17 protein-coding genes and 1 tRNA gene are annotated in these 16804 nt (G+C 59.9%); 8 read left to right on the plus strand and 10 right to left on the minus strand.

What is annotated here, in order from left to right; genetic code table 11:
• Window positions 1-3: 3 nt before the first annotated feature.
• Complete coding sequence (locus tag HU773_RS20190; protein ID WP_057960359.1) at window positions 4-927, minus strand: LysR family transcriptional regulator; 924 nt, start codon at window positions 925-927, stop codon at window positions 4-6.
• 127 nt (window positions 928-1054) lie between these two features.
• Here HU773_RS20190 and HU773_RS20195 point away from each other — a divergent pair, with 127 nt between their 5' ends.
• Window positions 1055-1801 carry a 3-oxoacyl-ACP reductase family protein gene (locus tag HU773_RS20195; RefSeq protein ID WP_057444986.1) on the plus strand — a complete coding sequence of 249 codons (747 nt, stop codon included), beginning with the start codon at window positions 1055-1057 and terminating at the stop codon, window positions 1799-1801.
• A gap of 38 nt (window positions 1802-1839) precedes the next feature.
• On the opposite strand, the gene HU773_RS20200 is transcribed toward HU773_RS20195, so the two are convergent.
• Complete coding sequence (locus HU773_RS20200) at window positions 1840-2529, minus strand: HAD-IA family hydrolase (RefSeq protein WP_057439545.1); 690 nt, start codon at window positions 2527-2529, stop codon at window positions 1840-1842.
• Between the two features lie 143 nt (window positions 2530-2672).
• Here HU773_RS20200 and HU773_RS20205 point away from each other — a divergent pair, with 143 nt between their 5' ends.
• Window positions 2673-3044, plus strand: coding sequence for a DUF2784 domain-containing protein (locus tag HU773_RS20205; protein ID WP_057439546.1), 372 nt, complete (start codon window positions 2673-2675; stop codon window positions 3042-3044).
• Window positions 3045-3054: 10 nt separating this feature from the next.
• Here the strand turns inward: HU773_RS20205 and HU773_RS20210 are convergent, their stop codons facing one another.
• A complete protein-coding gene (locus HU773_RS20210) occupies window positions 3055-4077 on the minus strand; it encodes an alpha/beta hydrolase family protein (protein WP_186625669.1) in 1023 nt (340 codons plus the stop codon).
• A 406-nt stretch (window positions 4078-4483) separates the two neighbouring features.
• Window positions 4484-4939: a MarR family winged helix-turn-helix transcriptional regulator gene (locus HU773_RS20215; RefSeq protein ID WP_169989628.1), complete on the minus strand. Its 456-nt coding sequence runs from the start codon at window positions 4937-4939 to the stop codon at window positions 4484-4486.
• A 98-nt stretch (window positions 4940-5037) separates the two neighbouring features.
• Here HU773_RS20215 and HU773_RS20220 point away from each other — a divergent pair, with 98 nt between their 5' ends.
• A complete protein-coding gene (locus HU773_RS20220; protein WP_169989627.1) occupies window positions 5038-5406 on the plus strand; it encodes an antibiotic biosynthesis monooxygenase family protein in 369 nt (122 codons plus the stop codon).
• Between the two features lie 692 nt (window positions 5407-6098).
• Here HU773_RS20220 and HU773_RS20225 read toward each other — a convergent pair.
• Window positions 6099-6188, minus strand: a tRNA-Ser gene (locus HU773_RS20225).
• Window positions 6189-6521: 333 nt separating this feature from the next.
• Here HU773_RS20225 and HU773_RS20230 point away from each other — a divergent pair.
• The 3 genes from HU773_RS20230 to HU773_RS20240 all read left to right on the plus strand — a co-directional run bounded on the left by HU773_RS20230 (window position 6522) and on the right by HU773_RS20240 (window position 9320).
• Window positions 6522-7211 (plus strand): crotonase/enoyl-CoA hydratase family protein, encoded by a 690-nt coding sequence (locus HU773_RS20230; RefSeq protein WP_057960362.1) that lies wholly within the window; start codon window positions 6522-6524, stop codon window positions 7209-7211.
• A 334-nt stretch (window positions 7212-7545) separates the two neighbouring features.
• Window positions 7546-8268, plus strand: a complete 723-nt coding sequence (locus HU773_RS20235) for a 1-acylglycerol-3-phosphate O-acyltransferase (RefSeq protein WP_115128734.1) — start codon at window positions 7546-7548, stop codon at window positions 8266-8268.
• Between the two features lie 80 nt (window positions 8269-8348).
• On the plus strand, window positions 8349-9320 hold the full coding sequence (locus HU773_RS20240; RefSeq protein ID WP_057960369.1) for a magnesium and cobalt transport protein CorA: 972 nt from the start codon (window positions 8349-8351) through the stop codon (window positions 9318-9320).
• A gap of 24 nt (window positions 9321-9344) precedes the next feature.
• Here HU773_RS20240 and HU773_RS20245 read toward each other — a convergent pair whose 3' ends face one another.
• From HU773_RS20245 to HU773_RS20255, 3 genes are all read right to left on the minus strand, one after another.
• Complete coding sequence (locus HU773_RS20245) at window positions 9345-10067, minus strand: amidotransferase (protein WP_057439578.1); 723 nt, start codon at window positions 10065-10067, stop codon at window positions 9345-9347.
• A gap of 97 nt (window positions 10068-10164) precedes the next feature.
• Entirely contained in the window at window positions 10165-12309 is a 2145-nt protein-coding gene (locus HU773_RS20250) for a 3-hydroxyacyl-CoA dehydrogenase NAD-binding domain-containing protein (RefSeq protein WP_057960370.1), read from the minus strand.
• 16 nt (window positions 12310-12325) lie between these two features.
• Window positions 12326-13531: an acetyl-CoA C-acetyltransferase gene (locus HU773_RS20255; RefSeq protein WP_057960371.1), complete on the minus strand. Its 1206-nt coding sequence runs from the start codon at window positions 13529-13531 to the stop codon at window positions 12326-12328.
• A gap of 303 nt (window positions 13532-13834) precedes the next feature.
• On the opposite strand from HU773_RS20255, the gene HU773_RS20260 reads away from it, so the two are divergent.
• Together HU773_RS20260 and HU773_RS20265 are read left to right on the plus strand one after the other, a co-directional pair.
• Window positions 13835-14044 (plus strand): hypothetical protein, encoded by a 210-nt coding sequence (locus HU773_RS20260; protein WP_128592835.1) that lies wholly within the window; start codon window positions 13835-13837, stop codon window positions 14042-14044.
• 145 nt (window positions 14045-14189) lie between these two features.
• The gene (locus HU773_RS20265) at window positions 14190-15011 is read left to right on the plus strand and encodes a c-type cytochrome (RefSeq protein WP_370694589.1); all 822 of its coding nucleotides are present in this window, start codon (window positions 14190-14192) and stop codon (window positions 15009-15011) included.
• A 39-nt stretch (window positions 15012-15050) separates the two neighbouring features.
• On the opposite strand, the gene HU773_RS20270 is transcribed toward HU773_RS20265, so the two are convergent.
• Together HU773_RS20270 and HU773_RS20275 are read right to left on the minus strand one after the other, a co-directional pair.
• Window positions 15051-15854, minus strand: coding sequence for a transglutaminase family protein (locus tag HU773_RS20270; protein ID WP_057960372.1), 804 nt, complete (start codon window positions 15852-15854; stop codon window positions 15051-15053).
• Entirely contained in the window at window positions 15851-16801 is a 951-nt protein-coding gene (locus tag HU773_RS20275) for an alpha-E domain-containing protein (protein WP_186625667.1), read from the minus strand. Before HU773_RS20275 ends, HU773_RS20270 begins: the two co-directional genes overlap by 4 nt.
• Window positions 16802-16804 lie beyond the last annotated feature (3 nt).

Below are 16804 nucleotides of genomic sequence, written 5' to 3' on the forward strand. Positions count from 1 at the left end.
GTGCTATACCGCGCTGAACCGCTGCGCCAGGCGTTGCTCGGCAAACTGCTCGAGGATGAAGTCGACAAATACCCGGGTCTTGCCCGGCAGCAACTTGTGTTCGGCGTAGTACAGGGAGATGTTGCCGTCATCGACGTACCAGTCCGGCAGCACCCGCACCACCGCGCCACTGTCGAGGAACGGCACGGCCATCGGCATGCTGACCAGGGCAATACCCAAACCTTGAGTGCAGGCGCAGCACGCGGCTTCGGAGTCGCCCATGGTCATGCGTGGCTTGAGCATCAACGGCCGCTGTTCGCGGGCGCGGTTGGTCAGTTGCCAGGTGCGCACGCGGCCGGTTTGCGGCGAGCGGATCAGGATCCCATTGCACAGCCCCAAATCTTCGGGGACGCGCACGGGCAGGCGCTTGGCCAGGTAATCGGGCGAGGCCACCAGAATCCGGTGGGCCGGGGTCAACTTGCGGGCGACCACCCCCTGGGGCAGCTCGAACCCGCCGCCAATGGCCGCGTCAAAGCCCTGGCCGATCAGGTCGACCTGGCGATTATCAAAATGCCAATCCGGACTGATATCGGGAAAGCGCCGCAGAAACTCCGCCAGCAACGGCACCACATAACGGTTGCCGAACACCGTGCCCATACTCACCTTGAGCGTGCCCACCGGCCGGCCTTCGGCGCTGGCCAGGTTGGCCACGGCATTCTGGATGGTGGTGAGGCTGGCGCTGACCTGCTCCAAAAACAGCTTGCCGGCTTCGGTCAATGTGAGGCGCCGGGTGCTGCGCTGGAACAGCCGCACCCCCAGGCGCGCTTCAAGCTTGGCCACGCTTTTGCCGACGGCGGCCGGCGTCAGGCTCAGGTGCCGGGCCGCTTCGGCAAAGCTGCCGCCTTCGGCACTGCGCACGAAGCATTCGATACTGCCGAAGCTTTCCATATCGCACCACTCTAAACTTTTGGTTTACACAGACTATAGCAATCACGGTCTACCGAGGGATGCCCGCGAGGGCAATACTCGGTGCCAACAACAAGGCACCTGCGCCTTGCATCATTGGGAGATCGACATGACCACGCAAAACCTCAGCGGCAAAGTTGCCTTGATCCAGGGCGGTTCCCGCGGCATCGGCGCCGCCATCGTCAAGCGCCTGGCCGCGCAAGGTGCAGCCGTTGCCTTTACTTACGTCAGCTCTGCGGCCAAGGCCGAGGCCCTGCAGAACAGCGTGATCAGCGACGGCGGCAAGGCCCTGGCGATTCACGCCGACAGCGCCGATGCCGTGGCCATTCGCAATGCGGTCAATGCCACTGTCGACGCGTTCGGGCGCCTGGATATCCTGGTGAACAACGCCGGGGTGCTGGCGGTCGGCCCGCTGGAGGATTTCAAACTGGAAGACTTTGACCAGACCCTGGCCATTAACGTGCGCAGCGTGTTTATTGCCACCCAGGAAGCTGCCCGGCACATGGGCGAAGGGGGTCGCATCATCAATATCGGCAGCACCAACGCCGAGCGCATGCCTTTCGCCGGTGGCGGCCCCTATGCCATGAGCAAAGCCGCGCTGGTGGGTTTGACCAAAGGCCTGGCGCGCGACCTGGGGCCACGGGGGATTACCATCAACAACGTACAACCGGGCCCGGTGGACACCGATATGAACCCGGCCGACAGTGAATTTGCCGAGAGCCTGATTGGCTTTATGGCGGTGGGTCGTTATGGGCACGTCGAGGAAGTGGCCAGCTTTGTCGCCTATCTGGTAGGGCCGGAAGCCGGTTACATCACCGGCGCCAGCCTGACCATTGATGGCGGTTTCAGCGCCTGAACACCCTATAAGAGCCGGCTTGCCGGCTCTTGCAACGCTCAGCGCATTGGCGGCAGGCCATACGCAGCCAGATCGAACTCCGCGAGCTTGCGGATGATCTGGTCAGCGTGAGCGTACTTGCTGTCGGCCATGGCTTCGTCGGGCACCGCGATGGCAGTCATGTTCGCGGCCTTGGCAGCGGTCACGCCAAACGGTGAGTCTTCAAACACCAGGCAATCCTCGGGCGCAACGCCCAGGCGGCGGGCAGCGGTAAGGAAGATGTCCGGCGCAGGCTTGGCTGCGCCAACTTCAGGGTCGTCGGCGGTGACAATCGTACCGAACAAGCCAAACCATTCGCGGTGCAACGTGGTCTTGTGCCCAAACGAATTGCGCGACGAACTGGTGCCCACGGCTATCGGGATGTTGTGCGCACTTAAATGCCGCACCAACGCCTCGGCGCCCGGCATGCCCAGCGCCTTGGGGAAACGCTCGCTCATCAAGGGCTCACGGATACGCAGGAACTCCTCAGGCGTGATCGGCAAGTCCAGCGCCTTGACCACATACTCGGCCAGGTCCTGGGCGCCACGGCCAATGATGTGCTGCTTGATGCCCCAGTCGTAGGTACGGCCGTAGCGCTCGGCGATGATCTGCGTGACTTCGGTGTAGATACCCTCGGTATCCAGCAACAACCCGTCCATATCGAAAATCACGGCCTTGATCGGGCCAACAGCAGTACGCGGTGCGTTCATCACAACAGATCCGTGGCAGATGACTAAAAGGATTCAGCACAATAACGGGGCCTCGGGCCTACAAGCAACCGCAACCGCCCGCCTCTGGTTTCAAGCGGCTCTATCCAGCACACTTGGCAGCCTCACCTGACGCGACCCCTTCTATGCTCTTGCGACTCGCTGCCGACTCCCTGGTGTTGTTTCACCTTGGCTTCATCCTGTTCGTATTGTTCGGCGGCCTGCTTGCCCTCAAGTGGCGACCGGTCATGTGGCTGCACCTGCCCGCTGCGGCCTGGGGCGTTGCCGTAGAAGTCTTCCACCTGCCCTGCCCCCTGACCCGCTGGGAAAACCTGCTGCGCCACCTCGCCGGGCAAGAGGGTTATGGCGCAGGGTTTATCGAGCACTACATCATTGCCCTGATCTACCCTGCGGGGCTGACGCCACAGATCCAACTGGGCCTGGGCGCCCTGGTCTTGCTGATTAATATTGCGGTGTACGCACGCCTGATCAGGCGAGGGCCACGGGCGGGGAACTGAACGTGTTGGCCTAGCCTTTTGGCTGCGCCAGAAACTCAACAATCAATGAAGTGACCTGCTGCTGAATCACCTCACGCGGGCGGGCACCTTCGCCATCGCGGCAGATCATGCCGTCGCCTGGTGAGCTTTTTTCAATCAACGCCTCTCCACCCGGCTTGCACACGGCCATAAAGCTGAAGTGAGTGGCGTCGCTGATTTCGACATAGCGCGTCGCTGCCGCTGGCAGGCGTTTGGCCAAGTCAGCGGATTCCAACTCGGCGGGAAGCTCCGTTGAGGGCACGCCCGCAGCAATCACCAACGTCGGCACCGGCAACGCCGCCAGGCTTTGATCGGTAAAGCCACGGGACAGACCCAGGTCCAGTGAAACAATTGCAGTGACCCGCTTGTCACTCAAATCCGCTGCCAACGGCGCCTGCACTGGGTTCATCTGCTGGTAGACCGCGCAAGGGGCCAACTGCAGGTGAACCTTGCAGTCCTGGGCAAAACGCTCGGGGTCGAAACGGGCACCGGCGACTTCCAGCGCCGTCCAACCGCCCAGCGAATGACCCACCACCGCAATTCGATCGGGCTGTACCTTGCCAAATTGCTTTGGCTGCGCCAGCACCGCGTCGATAGCGCGACGAATATCCACCGGCCGCTGCCATAACTGCGCGGCGGCTTGAGCACTGCGGTCCTTACTGGTAGTGCCAGGATGATTGACCGCCGCCACGATAAACCCCCGCTGGGCCATCGCACTGGCCAACCACACCTGGTTGCCCCAACTGCCGCCGAAACCATGGGAAAGCACCACCAACGGGTACTCACCCACCGCCGCAGGCGCATCACGCACAGCCAGGGCACTGAAAAACACCGGGTTGTCGTCAATCACCTTTGGCGTGGCAGTGGTGGAGCTGGGGTACCAGACCACCATCTCCAGCGGGCGTTCTTTGTTTGGGTCTGCCAGGGTCGAGGTTTGGAAGCCGACAGGGTTGTTAGTGGCAAGGGCGGTGGTGGCGGCACAGGTGAGGAGCAGAGCGACTAGGGCTGCTTTCAATGGGATCTTCCTTGAGGGGAGCGAGTACACGCAGGGGCTCTGCGTGTTTCCACATTATTCCCATATTGCTGTTTTCCATGCAGCAGAAATCACAAGCCCCCGGCTTTCTCTAGGAAAACTGGGGGGTTGTGGTTTCAGAATGTGGCGGTGAAGAAGAAATTCGAAACTACCCGTTCGTCGTCTTCGCCCACAACTGCACATCCACGGTAAAGCGGGGCCGGAAGTCGTCGCAGATCCCGGCCCCGGCAGGCGCATCAGCGACACCAATAACTTTGGCGAAGGGACTGATATACCAGTCCTACGGGGCCTGGTTTCCATGCCCACACAAAAAGGCCCCCAGACCTGGCTGAGGTATGGGGGCCTTTTTTACATAAGCGGCGTTATTGGTAGCGAGGCGCTAACTCTTTTAGTCAGCCTCAAGACGGCTGCGAAGCTGGCTCAAAACCTGATGAGTCGTCTGAATTTCAGCCACGTCCATCCCCTTAGCAAGCTCGTTAATCCATGGAGTTTGAAGACTCATTGCGCGATTGAACGCCTCTTTTCCAGCGTCTGTAAGCACAACAAGCTGTGCCCTGAGATGGTGAGGATTCGGCTGAAACTCCAACAAGCCATCCTTCACGAGATCATTGACGATTCGCTGTACGTTTTGACGATTGGCCCCCATATCTCGGGCGATCCATGACACGGGTTGCGGACGATCAGCATTGATGATCGTTCCAAGAAGCTGCCAACGAGCACTTGTGAGACCTATATCAGCAACGAGTCGATCACCTGCGGTGATCATTCGCGCACTTGCTCGAAAGATCTCAAGGACCAAATCGGTCATGGCGCGTCCAGCGGGAGTGTAATTGGGCTTATTCATGGTGAAAACTCTTCCACATTGACACCATGATGTCAATTGAGCTAGCTTTTAAGCTCATAGCACCAAACTGTCATCATGTTTACATGTTGGAGATCGTCATGCTTTCTATTCGCCCGCTTGATCCAGTTGTACCTATCAGTAAACAGCTCCGGTGCACCGAGTCCCCCGTGGTACTGGTCAACCTCTTTACTGTCGATGAAAACGACATATCTGACCTCCTCCGTGCATGGGAGCTAGATGCAAATTGGATGAAGCAGCGCGCCGGCTTCATTTCGACTCAGCTCCATCAGGCCATCGGTGGAAGCAATATGTTCATGAATTACGCCATATGGGAATCGGTCGAGCGGTTCCGGGAAGCCTTCAGTCATCCGGACTTCACCAACGCTCTAAGGCGATACCCCTCAAGTGCATCGGGCATGCCACATCTATTCACCAAAATAGCGGTGCCGAACATTTGCACGGCTTGAAATAACGCCTAAAAACTCAGGTATTTGATCAATGCTCAAAAGACTCCACGTGACAGCCAGCCTATTGGCTTTGCTGTGCATTGCCACATTCTTTTTATCAACCCTTCTTTCCGAAACAATGGGAACCAAAAGTTCAGTAGCTCAGATCAAGCATTTAATAGTGAGCCCTGGGCTATGGGTACTTATCCCCGCGATGATTCTGGCTGGGGCAAGTGGAACGTTTCTCAGCCGAGTACGGCGGGGGCGCATAGTGGATGCGAAGAAGAAGCGAATGCCGTTCATTGCCGCTAACGGCTTATTAGTACTTGTGCCATGCGCGCTTGCACTCAATATATGGGCATCAGCGGGAACCTTTGACGCGCGTTTTTACACGGTGCAGGTAATAGAGCTGATTGCTGGTGCAGCCAATCTAATGTTGATGGGATTAAACGCGCGTGATGGCTTGCGACTAAGCAGTGGACTAGGAAGGTCTGCCCCCCCACATAAGACATAGATTCGTTGACCGCAGATCACCAGGAGCTGAGCCGAAACGGCAGTCCAATGATCACTCAAGCAGGAGCAGCAAGCCTAACATTTTCGCACCAAATAGAGCGCCAGGCCCACGGCGGTCCCATGGAGCCATTTTTGGGATGCCAAAAACCACAAACCCCCGACTTTCTCTAGGAAAACCGGGGGTTTGTGTTTACTTAATGTGGCGGTGAAGGAGAGATTCGAACTCTCGATACAGTTTCCTGTATACACACTTTCCAGGCGTGCTCCTTAAGCCACTCGGACACTTCACCGTATCTCGTCAAACTGATTCAGTCTGTCGAGGCGCGCTAATGTAGTCGAAAGCTTTTCCGATGGCAAAGGTTTTTTTCAGAATTTTCATGCGCTTAGACGGTTATCTCGGCTCCCTTCTCTGCGGCGCGGGGTGAAGGGTGGCGATTGTGCCATTTTCAAGGCTTGTCGGCAGGCGTGCGCAGGGGCTGGCGAGCGCTGTCGTAGGCTGCTGCAGGCCAGGTGGTTGGGGAAAGTCTGACTGGCCAGTCAGTCATGGCGCTTTACCGGGGCGGTCATGCTGGGTAACGTCTGCGGCCTGCCCTTCTATTAAACGTATTACAAGGAATCGCGTCATGAGTGAGTTGATTGCCTACCACCTCGAAGACGGTATCGCGACCCTGACCTTGAGCAACGGTAAGGTCAATGCCATTTCCCCTGCCGTGGTCAGTGCGTTTAATGAAGCGCTGGACCAGGCCGAGAAGGATCGTGCGGTGGTGATTATCACCGGTACGCCGGGGATTCTGTCGGGTGGTTATGATTTGAAAGTGATGACGGCTGGCCCTAAAGAGGCGGTCAGCCTGGTGACGTCGGGTTCGACCCTGGCGCGCCGGCTGTTGTCGCACCCGTTCCCGGTGATTGTGGCGTGCCCTGGGCATGCAGTGGCCAAGGGGGCGTTCCTGTTGTTGTCGGCCGATTACCGGATTGGTGTCGAGGGGCCCTTTAGCATTGGCCTGAATGAAGTGATGATCGGCATGACCATGCACCATGCCGGGATTGAACTGGCGCGGGATCGCTTGCGCAAGTCGGCGTTTCATCGTTCGGTGATCAATGCCGAGATGTTCACCCCGCAGGACGCCCTGAGCGCCGGTTTCCTCGATAAGGTGGTGGCACCCGAAGAGCTGCAAGCCGCGGCCCTGGAAGCGGCGCGGCAGTTGAAGAAGATCAATATGAATGCCCACAAGCACACCAAGCTGAAGGTGCGGAAGGCCCTGCTGGAGTTGCTGGATAACGCGATCATCCAGGACCAGGAACATTTGGGCTAATCACCCACACCGGCCTCAATCAAAGCCCGTGGCGACCGGGCTTGCCCGCGTAGGGCTGCAGAGCAGCCCCTTTAAAGCCACCGCAATTATCCGGTCAGATCCTACAGGCAAGTTTTGGGCTGCTTCGCAGCCCTACGCGGGCAAGCCCGCTCGCCACAGGGATTCTTCTTACGGCCTAGTGTTAATCGCCTTGCAGCCGCTCTAGATGGCATCTGTCTCCATCTGCTGAAACATGTCCTTAAACATCGCCCATCTCCTACCTCTACTGGGGTAATTGCCGAATACAGTGCACGTCCGTACACTGCGCCACCTTTTGTCCCGATGGGCCGTGTCGATGCTTTACTGTTTACGCATGTTATTGATGGGCCTGCATTTTCTGATCGCCGGTGTGCTCGGAGTATTGCTGGGTGTGTGCCGGCCGTTCAACCCGGATAACAGCCGCCTGTGCGCACGCCTGTATGCCCTGCCCGCCATGTGGATCCTACGCCTGCAGGTCAAGGCACAAGTGGATTCGCTGCGCGACAAGCCGAACAGTTGCGTGATTATTGCCAATCACCAGTCCAACTATGATTTGTTCGTATTCGGCAACGTAGTGCCCTATCGCACCGTATGCATCGGTAAGAAGAGCCTGAAGTGGGTGCCGCTGTTCGGGCAGTTGTTCTGGCTGGCGGGCAATGTGCTGATTGACCGGGGCAATGCGCAGAAGGCGCGGCGCTCGATGTTGACCACCACCCATACCCTGCAACACGAAGAAACTTCGATCTGGGTGTTTCCGGAAGGCACGCGCAACCTGGGCGAATCGTTGTTGCCGTTCAAGAAGGGCGCGTTCCAGATGGCGATTGCCGCCGGGGTGCCGATTGTGCCGGTGTGCGTCAGTACCTATGTGACCCATATGAAGCTCAATCGCTGGAACAGTGGCGATATTTTGATCCGGTCATTAGCGCCAATTCCTACAGCAGGATTGACGATGGATGACATGCCCGAGTTGATGGAGAAATGCCGGGGGCAGATGGCCGAGTGTATTGAAGCCATGGATCAAGCACTGCAACAACCCTAAAGGCCAGCCGGCTCCTACAAGGTGGCGTTTCAGGCTAAGCTGGCCGGTTACTGCCACTTGTCAAAGAAGCGATCAGCATTATGGGTAGAGTTGTTGCGGCGGCCGTCTATAGCGCCGGGAAAAAAATCCAGAATATCACCCTCGATGAAGGCGCCGCCTGGGCAGCCAAGCCCGGTCACTTTGTGTGGATCGGCCTGGAAGAGCCCGACGCCCAGGAGCTGGCCAACCTGCAACGCCAGTTCAACCTGCATGAACTGGCCATCGAAGACGCCCTGGAAAAACACAGCCGCCCCAAGCTGGAAACCTTTGGCGACGCACTGTTTATCGTGACCTACTCGCCGGTGCGCCATGAGGGCAAGCTGGAGTTTATCGAGACCCATATCTTCGCCGGCAAAGGCTATATCATCACCGCGCGCAACGGCCACTCGGCGTCCTACGGCTATGTGCGCCAGCGCTGTGAGGCGCGGCCGCTGTTGCTGGAGCACGGGGAGGATTTCGTACTCTATGCGCTGCTGGATTTTGTCACCGAAAACTACCAGCCGGTGAGCGAGGCGATTCATGCCGAGATCGACGCGCTGGAGCACAACGTGTTGTGCAACTCCCTGAATGAGCGCGATATCCAGAACCTGCATGGCCTGCGCCGCGACGTACTGCGGCTGCGCCGGCATGTGGCGCCGATGGTGGAAATCAGCGAGGAACTGCAGAAGCTGGACTTCCCGTTTATCGACAAGAACATGCGCCCGTACTTCCGCGATGTGGAGATCCACGTCACGCGGCAGATGGAAGACCTTTCGACCCTGCGCGACATCGCCAGCCAGACCATCGAGATCGGCGTACTTCTGGAAGCCTCGCGCCAGAGCGTGGTGCAGCGCAAGTTTGCAGCCTGGGCGGCGATCCTCGCCTTCCCCACAGCGGTGGCCGGGATCTACGGGATGAACTTCCAGAATATGCCGGAGCTGCAATGGCACTACGGCTATTTTGCGGTGCTGGGGTTTATCGCGGTGGGGTGCACGGGGTTGTGGGCCAGCTTCAAGCGCTCGGGGTGGCTGTAGCCTGCCCACCCCGACCGCTCACAGTCAGGCAACCTGCGGCTTGTGGGCCACAAAACGCATCATCCATTCCGCCACGGTCACGCCGTGGTGGTCGCGTGCAAGGCTGGCGACACCTTGCTGATAGATCTGCTCGCCCAGGTTGAGCTGGCGGATATCGAGCAAGGCCCGGGAGTAGTCGTGGATAAATTCCGGGTGGCCCTGGAAGCACAGCACCTGGTCATTGATGTGGTAGGCAGCAAACGGGCAAAAGTCGCTGGAAGCGATCACCGTGGCGTTTTCCGGCAATGCCGTGACCTGATCCTGATGGCTGATCAACAGGGTCAATTCTTCCACCACCGGGCTCATCCACGGTGCCTTGGCGGCCAATTGATAGTTGTGGGTGCCCACGCCCCAGCCCTGGCTCGCACGCTCGCTCTTGCCGCCCAGCAGCAGCGCCAGCAGTTGATGGCCGAAACAGATGCCAAGCAGCTTGTCGCCCCGCTCATAGCGGTTCAACAGGTAGGCCTTGAGGGTTTCGATCCACGGGTCGGTAGCGAAGGAGTCGGCCTTGCTGCCCGTGACCAGGTAGGCGTCGAACACTTCGCTGTCCGCCGGATAGTGACCTTCCATGACGTTGTAGACGACGAATTCGGCGGCAATCGGCTGCTGCGAAAACAGGCGCTGGAACATCTGCCCGTAACCTTGATATTGATCGACCAGTTCCGGACGCAGGATATCGGTTTCCAGAATGCAGACGCGTAGCGACATAAAAAATACCTGACACGGTGATGGGAATAACGCACACCCACCAGCCTGCCTTGAAATACCCTTTCAAGGCAAGCCCCACCCATGCCCGGTCGGGAGGTTAGAACGTCGTGCCCTGGGCGGCTTTTTCCAGCAACAGCGCTGGCGGGCTGAAGCGCTCGCCATACTGCTCGGCCAGGTAACGCGCCCGGGCCACAAAGTCGTTCAGCCCATACTGGTTGATAAACTGCAGCGCCCCGCCGGTCCAGGCCGCAAAGCCGATGCCGAAGATCGAGCCGATATTGGCATCGGCAGTGGACATCAACACGCCCTCCTCCACACACCGTACCGTTTCGATGGCCTGGATAAACAGCAGGCGGTCGCGCACGTCCTGGGCGCAAATCTGTTGGCCCGGCTTTTCAAAACGCACCTTGAGTTCTGGCCACAGGTATTTCTGGCCACCATTGGGGTACTCGTAGAAACCACCGCCCGCCGCCTTGCCTGGGCGCTTGTACTCATTGAGCAGCAGGTCAATCACTGCAAACGCCGGATGCTCGGGCAGGGCCTTGCCTTCGGCATGCAGATCCTTGGCTGTCTGCTGGCGGATATGGCTCATCAGGCTGAGGGAAACTTCGTCAGAGATCGCCAGCGGGCCAATCGGCATCCCGGCCTTGCGCGCCTCGGTCTCGATCATCGGCGCGGCCACGCCTTCGCCGAGCAGGGTAATGCCTTCATTGGTGAAGGTGCCGAACACCCGTGAGGTGAAGAAGCCGCGGCTGTCATTCACCACAATCGGGGTCTTCTTGATTTGCAGTACGAAATCAAAACCACGAGCCAGGGTTTCGTCGCTGGTGTTGGCGCCCTTGATGATTTCCACCAGGGGCATTTTTTCCACCGGGCTGAAGAAGTGCAGGCCGATAAACTTGCCTTGATCAGGCACCGCGCTCGCCAGGCCGCTGATGGGCAAGGTGGACGTGTTGGAAGCGATCACGGCGTCAGCGCCTACCACCTGCTGGGCGGCGGCCGAGACCTTGGCCTTGAGGTCGCGGTCTTCGAATACGGCTTCGATGATCAGGTCGCAACCGGCCAGGTCGGCATCGCTATCGGTAGGATGGATCCGCGCCAGGGTGCTTTCGCGCTGCTCAGGGGTCAGTTGCCCACGGCTGACCTTCTTGTCCAGCAACGCTGCCGAGTGGGCCTTGCCCTTCTCTGCCGCTGCCAGCGTGACGTCCTTGAGCACCACCTCCACGCCCGCCGATGCGCTGGTATAGGCAATCCCCGCACCCATCATGCCGGCGCCGAGGATGCCGACCTTGCGTGTGACATACGGCGCAAATCCCCCAGGGCGTGAGCCACCGGCGTTGATTTCGTTGAGCTGGAACCAGAAGGTGCCGATCATGTTCTTCGCCACCTGGCCGGTGGTGAGTTCGGTGAAATAGCGGGTCTCGATCAGGTGTGCGGTGTCGAAGTCCACTTGGGCGCCTTCCACCGCGGCACAGAGGATTTTCTCCGGCGCGGGGAAGCAGCCATTGGTTTTGCTGCGCAGGATCGACGGCGCAATGGCGAGCATTTGTGCGACTTTGGGGTTGGACGGTGTGCCACCGGGGATCTGATGACCCTTGATATCCCAAGGCTGCCTGGCCGTTGGATTGGCCAGGATCCAGGCCCGGGACTTGGCCAGCAGTTCGTCGCGATCTGCCGCCAATTCGTCGATCAACCCGGCCTGCAGAGCCTTTTGCGCGCTGATCTTCTTGCCTTCCAGCAGGTACGGCAAAGCCTTCTCCAGGCCCAGCATGCGCACCATGCGCACCACCCCGCCGCCGCCCGGCAGCAGGCCGAGGGTGACTTCCGGCAAGCCGACCTGCACGGCCGGGTGATCCAGCGCCACACGGTGCTGGCACGCCAGGCATAACTCCCAGCCACCGCCGAGGGCCGCGCCGTTGATCGCGGCCACCACCGGCTTGCCCAGGGTTTCCAGGCTGCGCAGTTGCGCCTTCAGGCCCAGGACCATGTCGTAGAACGCCTTGGCGTGGGGCTTGTCGACTTTGATCAGTTCATTGAGGTCGCCGCCGGCAAAGAAGGTTTTTTTCGCCGAGGTAATAATGACCCCGGCAATCGCGTCCTTGTCCGCGTCCAGGCGCGCGACGGTGGCGGCCATGGCCTCGCGGTAGGCCGCGTTCATGGTGTTGGCACTCTGGCCGGGCATGTCGAGGGTCAGCACCACGATCTGGTCCTGGCCTTTTTCGTAACGAATGGCGTCGGTCATGACAAATTCCTTAGGCTCAGAGGCGTTCGATAATGGTGGCGATACCCATGCCGCCGCCCACACAGAGCGTGGCCAGGCCGTAGCGCTGTTGGCGCGCCTCCAGTTCGTCGAGCAAGGTGCCGAGGATCGCGCACCCCGTGGCCCCCAGCGGGTGGCCCATGGCAATCGAGCCGCCATTGACATTGACCCGGGCAGCGTCGATGCCCATGTCCTTGATGAACTTGAGCACCACCGAGGCAAAGGCTTCGTTGACCTCAAACAAGTCGATGTCCTCGACCCGCAGGCCGGCCTTGGCCAGGGCCTTGCGAGTAGCGGGCGCGGGGCCGGTAAGCATGATGGTCGGGTCGGTGCTGGTCACCGCCGTGGCAACGATGCGCGCACGCGCATGCAGCCCCAGTTCACGACCACGGGCCTCGGAGCCGATCAGCATCAAGGCCGCGCCATCGACAATCCCGGAGCTGTTACCCGGTGTATGCACATGCTGGATGCGCTCGACATGGCTGTAGACCCGCAACGCCGTGGCATCAAAGCCCATCTGCCCCATCATTTCGAAGCTCGGCTTGAGCTTGCCCAGGCCCTCGAGCGTTGAGTCGCCACGGATAAATTCGTCGTGATCGAGCAACACGATCCCGTTCTGGTCCTGCACCGGGATCAGGGATTTCTTGAAGGAACCCTCTGACCTGGCCCGCGCTGCTTTCTGCTGGGAGTGTAAGGCGAAGGCATCGACATCTTCGCGGGAGAAGCCTTCCAGGGTGGCAATCAGGTCGGCGCCAATCCCCTGGGGCGTGAAGTGGCTGTGCATATTGGTCTGCGGGTCCAGCACCCAGGCACCGCCGTCACTGCCCATGGGCACGCGGGACATGGACTCGACACCGCCCACCACCACCAGGTCCTCGAAGCCGGACCGTACTTTCATCGCACCGAGGTTGACCGCTTCCAGGCCCGACGCACAAAAGCGGTTGACCTGCACACCGGCGACGCTGACGTCCCAGTCGGCCACCAGCGCGGCGGTCTTGGCGATGTCCGCACCCTGATCCCCGACCGGCGTGACGCAACCGAGCACAATGTCATCCACCTGGCGCGTGTCCAGGTCGTTGCGCTGTTGCAGGGCGGTGAGCAAGCCGGCCAGCAGGTTCACCGGCTTGACGCTGTGCAAGGCGCCATCAGCCTTGCCTTTGCCCCGGGGCGTACGTATCGCATCAAAGATCAAAGCTTGGGTCATGACGTCCTCGAACCACTGTGCAATGGAGCTCTCAAGGGGAGAGCCGACCGTGCCCTTACCTTAAGCGCCGCGAGGGCAGATTCAATGACCGATGCGCTCATTGACCTTGACGACCACGCTCAGACGAACGGTAGGAGACTATCGGAAACACCGGGTTAATCGTTTTAGCTGTCTAGCCAAGGGGCTGGGGCGGAGATGGCTATATGCCTCATGCTTTTTTAAACGGCTTTCAATATAACTTGATACGAAAGCGTTCTAAGTCAAGCCCGACAAGGGCTCTAAGGTTGAATCAGTAAGAAGTGTATGACGCTGCTGCCGGGTCTTGCTGGAGCAGCTGTAAGAAAAATGCCATCTAGCCGGCTTAATGTAGTCAATGATGGTGCTTGGCTCAGGAATAACAACAAAAGGCAGTCAGCCATGTTCAAACAATCGAAAGTTCGCCAGGCGGGGCTTATTCTCTTCGCCACCACACTGATTCTGATTTTGCCCAACCTGACCAAGATCATTGGTTGAGCGGGCCGATCACACCTGAATACTCAAGCTTTTGGCAGCACCGTCCGGGAAACCGCCTAGAGCGTTCCCGTAACCGGGGCTGCCTTTTTTGCCTGCGGTTTGGTGGTGGTTGTCCGGTATCCTGAGACCCTATCGCCATTGCCGGATGGGCCCTGCCTTGAAACACCTTATCGTTCTGTTGCTGCTGATCCTGGCCTACCCCGCCAACGCCGCCTCGTTGACCATCGAGCTGGATCACAGCCGCACCACGTGGCAAACCGCAGACCTGCTCAAGCACCCGGCTGCGCAGACCGTGCAGATCGTCGATGACGTTTCCTACAAGCGCACTATGACCTATCGCGCGGTGCCGCTGGCCGCACTCTTACCGGGCCTGCTGGCGCATAACCATGTGCAGGCGGTGGCGCTGGATGGTTTTGCCGCCGAACTGGCCGCCGCACCGCTGCTTCAGCAAAGCGGCGCCCAGGCGTGGCTGGCGGTGGAAGATCCGGTTCATCCTTGGCCGCCACTGGCCACTGGCAAACCCAGTGCCGGGCCGTTCTATCTGGTATGGACCCGGCCCCAGGCGAGCGGGATCAACCCGGAACAATGGCCATTTCAGATCTCGACGATCAAACAGCTGAGAACCGTTGCCGAACGCTTCCCGGCGCTGCTGCCGGACCCGGCGCTGGCGGTGAATGACCCGATCAACCAGGGGTTTGCCCTGTTTCAGAAAAACTGCCTGGCCTGTCATCGTCTGAACGGCGCGGGTGACGCGCAGGTAGGGCCGGATCTGAATCTGCCCTACAGCCCGACCGAGTATTTCGGCGGCGACTTCCTCAAGCGTTATATCCGTGATCCCCAGAGCCTGAGGCATTGGCCGCAAGCCAAAATGCCAGCGTTTGCCGCCAGCGTGTTGCCGGATGCCGACCTGGAGTTGCTGGTAGGGTATTTGAAGCATATGGCCACGCGCAAAACCGACGCGCACTGATAGAGCCGGCTAGCCGGCTTCAGCAGGATGCGGCGGGGATTATTGCTGCTGCACCAGAATCACCGGGCTCGGTGCCACAAATACCCTGGCATGCATCTGCTCGTGCCCGCCGCCACGGCGCATGCCGCGCACCGGGCATGCATCGAGGTAATCCAGGCCCACTGCCAGTTTCAAATGCCGCTCCGGGCGCGCCAACTGGTTGGTCACATCGAAGCTATACCAAGCGTCATCCAGCCAGGCTTCGGCCCAGGCGTGGCTGGCCAGGTGTTCACTGTCCTCGCTGTACAAATACCCCGACACATAACGCGTGGCGATCCCCAGGCTGCGCGCGCAGGCCAGGAAGGCATGGGCATGATCCTGACAAACCCCGGCCCGCCCGGCGAACGCCTCGGCCGCGCTGGTCTCCACTTGGGTGGCGCCCGGCACATAGGCTATGTGCTGGTTGAGGGCGTGCATCAGGTCAATCAGGGCAGTGCGATCCCGGCGCTTGCCGCAGTGCTGCTCGGCAAAGGCGCGCAGGGCCTCGTCCGGCTCGGTCAGGCGCGTGCAACGCTGGAAAGGAAATGGCGACTGGCTGTCATGCTCGGCCTCGCGCCACTCGTCGATATCCACCTGGCCCCGGGCGCCGATGATGATTGATTCATGGGGCTCATCCAGGGTCAGCACATGCAGGATATTGCCGAACGGGTCCAACTGGGCCCGTACCGGACGCGGCAGATCCAGCTGCCAACTGAGCACATGCTGACGCTCGCTGTCGTGAGGGGTCAGGCGCAGGTACTGGATGCTCGCGCGCACCTGGTCTTCATAGCGGTAGGTGGTTTCGTGGCTGATAGAAAGTCTCATGCCGCCTCCAGGTAGGAATGGTGAATGGCGTTACCCAACTGGCGCACCAGGGGGATGAAGTCGGTCAGCCAGGCGTGCAGGCCTTCCTCGAGGATTTCGTCAATCGCGGTAAAGCGCAGGCGCGCGTCCATCTCGGCGGCCAGGCGCTGCGCCGGGCGGCCGTTGAGGCCGGGCAGGCTGGCGAGGATCTGGTCGATTTCTTCGCTGCACGCGCGCAAAGAGCGCGGCACATCGGCACGCAGCAGCAACAGTTCGGCCACCTGACGAGCGCCGGGGGCATCACGGTAGATTTCGGTGTAGGCCTCGAACGACGACAAGGCCCGCAATAGCGCACTCCATTGGTAGTAGGCGTGGGCGGTGCCATCAATCACCACTTCGGCCTGGTCACCGGCCATCTCGTAGCGGGCATCCAACAGGCGCAAAGTGTTGTCCGCCCGTTCGATAAAGGTGCCCAGGCGAATAAAGCGAAAAGCGTCGTTGCGCATGATGGTGCCGTAGGTGGCGCCGCGAAACAGGTGGGAGCGCTCCTTGACCCATTCGCAGAAACGGCTCATGCCATAACGGCTCAGGCCTTCCTGGGCGATGACGCGAATATCCAGCCAGGTGGCGTTGATGTTTTCCCACATGTCGGCGGTGATTCGCCCACGCACGGCATGGGCACTGGCGCGGGCGGCACCCAGGCAACTGTAGATGCTCGCCGGATTGGCGGCGTCCAGGGCAAAGAAGTGCAACAAACGCTCGGCATGCAATTCGCCGTGACGCGCGTGATAGTCGTCCAGGGTGCCGGTGATCAGCAGGGGCATGGCCAGTTCATGCCGGCCATCGCCGCGTCCATCCTGGGGCATCAGCGACAGCGAATAGCTGACATCCAGCATGCGCGCGAGGTTTTCCGCGCGCTCCAGATAGCGCGACATCCAATATAAATCCGAGGCAGTTCTGCTCAACATGGC

Source organism: Pseudomonas shahriarae, assembly GCF_014268455.2.
Classification (GTDB): Bacteria; Pseudomonadota; Gammaproteobacteria; order Pseudomonadales; family Pseudomonadaceae; genus Aquipseudomonas; species Aquipseudomonas shahriarae.

Excerpts from the sequence above, each read along its gene's own strand:
- HU773_RS20220 (WP_169989627.1), top strand. The coding sequence starts at position 5,038 with ATGCTTTCTATTCGCCCGCTTGATCCAGTTGTACCTATCAGTAAACAG.
- HU773_RS20245 (WP_057439578.1), bottom strand. The coding sequence starts at position 10,067 with ATGTCGCTACGCGTCTGCATTCTGGAAACCGATATCCTGCGTCCGGAA.
- HU773_RS20255 (WP_057960371.1), bottom strand. The coding sequence starts at position 13,531 with ATGACCCAAGCTTTGATCTTTGATGCGATACGTACGCCCCGGGGCAAA.
- HU773_RS20230 (WP_057960362.1), top strand. The coding sequence starts at position 6,522 with ATGAGTGAGTTGATTGCCTACCACCTCGAAGACGGTATCGCGACCCTG.
- HU773_RS20270 (WP_057960372.1), bottom strand. The coding sequence starts at position 15,854 with ATGAGACTTTCTATCAGCCACGAAACCACCTACCGCTATGAAGACCAG.
- HU773_RS20205 (WP_057439546.1), top strand. The coding sequence starts at position 2,673 with ATGCTCTTGCGACTCGCTGCCGACTCCCTGGTGTTGTTTCACCTTGGC.
- HU773_RS20240 (WP_057960369.1), top strand. The coding sequence starts at position 8,349 with ATGGGTAGAGTTGTTGCGGCGGCCGTCTATAGCGCCGGGAAAAAAATC.
- HU773_RS20215 (WP_169989628.1), bottom strand. The coding sequence starts at position 4,939 with ATGAATAAGCCCAATTACACTCCCGCTGGACGCGCCATGACCGATTTG.
- HU773_RS20190 (WP_057960359.1), bottom strand. The coding sequence starts at position 927 with ATGGAAAGCTTCGGCAGTATCGAATGCTTCGTGCGCAGTGCCGAAGGC.
- HU773_RS20235 (WP_115128734.1), top strand. The coding sequence starts at position 7,546 with ATGCTTTACTGTTTACGCATGTTATTGATGGGCCTGCATTTTCTGATC.
- HU773_RS20250 (WP_057960370.1), bottom strand. The coding sequence starts at position 12,309 with ATGACCGACGCCATTCGTTACGAAAAAGGCCAGGACCAGATCGTGGTG.
- HU773_RS20265 (WP_370694589.1), top strand. The coding sequence starts at position 14,190 with ATGGGCCCTGCCTTGAAACACCTTATCGTTCTGTTGCTGCTGATCCTG.
- HU773_RS20200 (WP_057439545.1), bottom strand. The coding sequence starts at position 2,529 with ATGAACGCACCGCGTACTGCTGTTGGCCCGATCAAGGCCGTGATTTTC.
- HU773_RS20275 (WP_186625667.1), bottom strand. The coding sequence starts at position 16,801 with ATGTTGAGCAGAACTGCCTCGGATTTATATTGGATGTCGCGCTATCTG.
- HU773_RS20195 (WP_057444986.1), top strand. The coding sequence starts at position 1,055 with ATGACCACGCAAAACCTCAGCGGCAAAGTTGCCTTGATCCAGGGCGGT.
- HU773_RS20260 (WP_128592835.1), top strand. The coding sequence starts at position 13,835 with ATGACGCTGCTGCCGGGTCTTGCTGGAGCAGCTGTAAGAAAAATGCCA.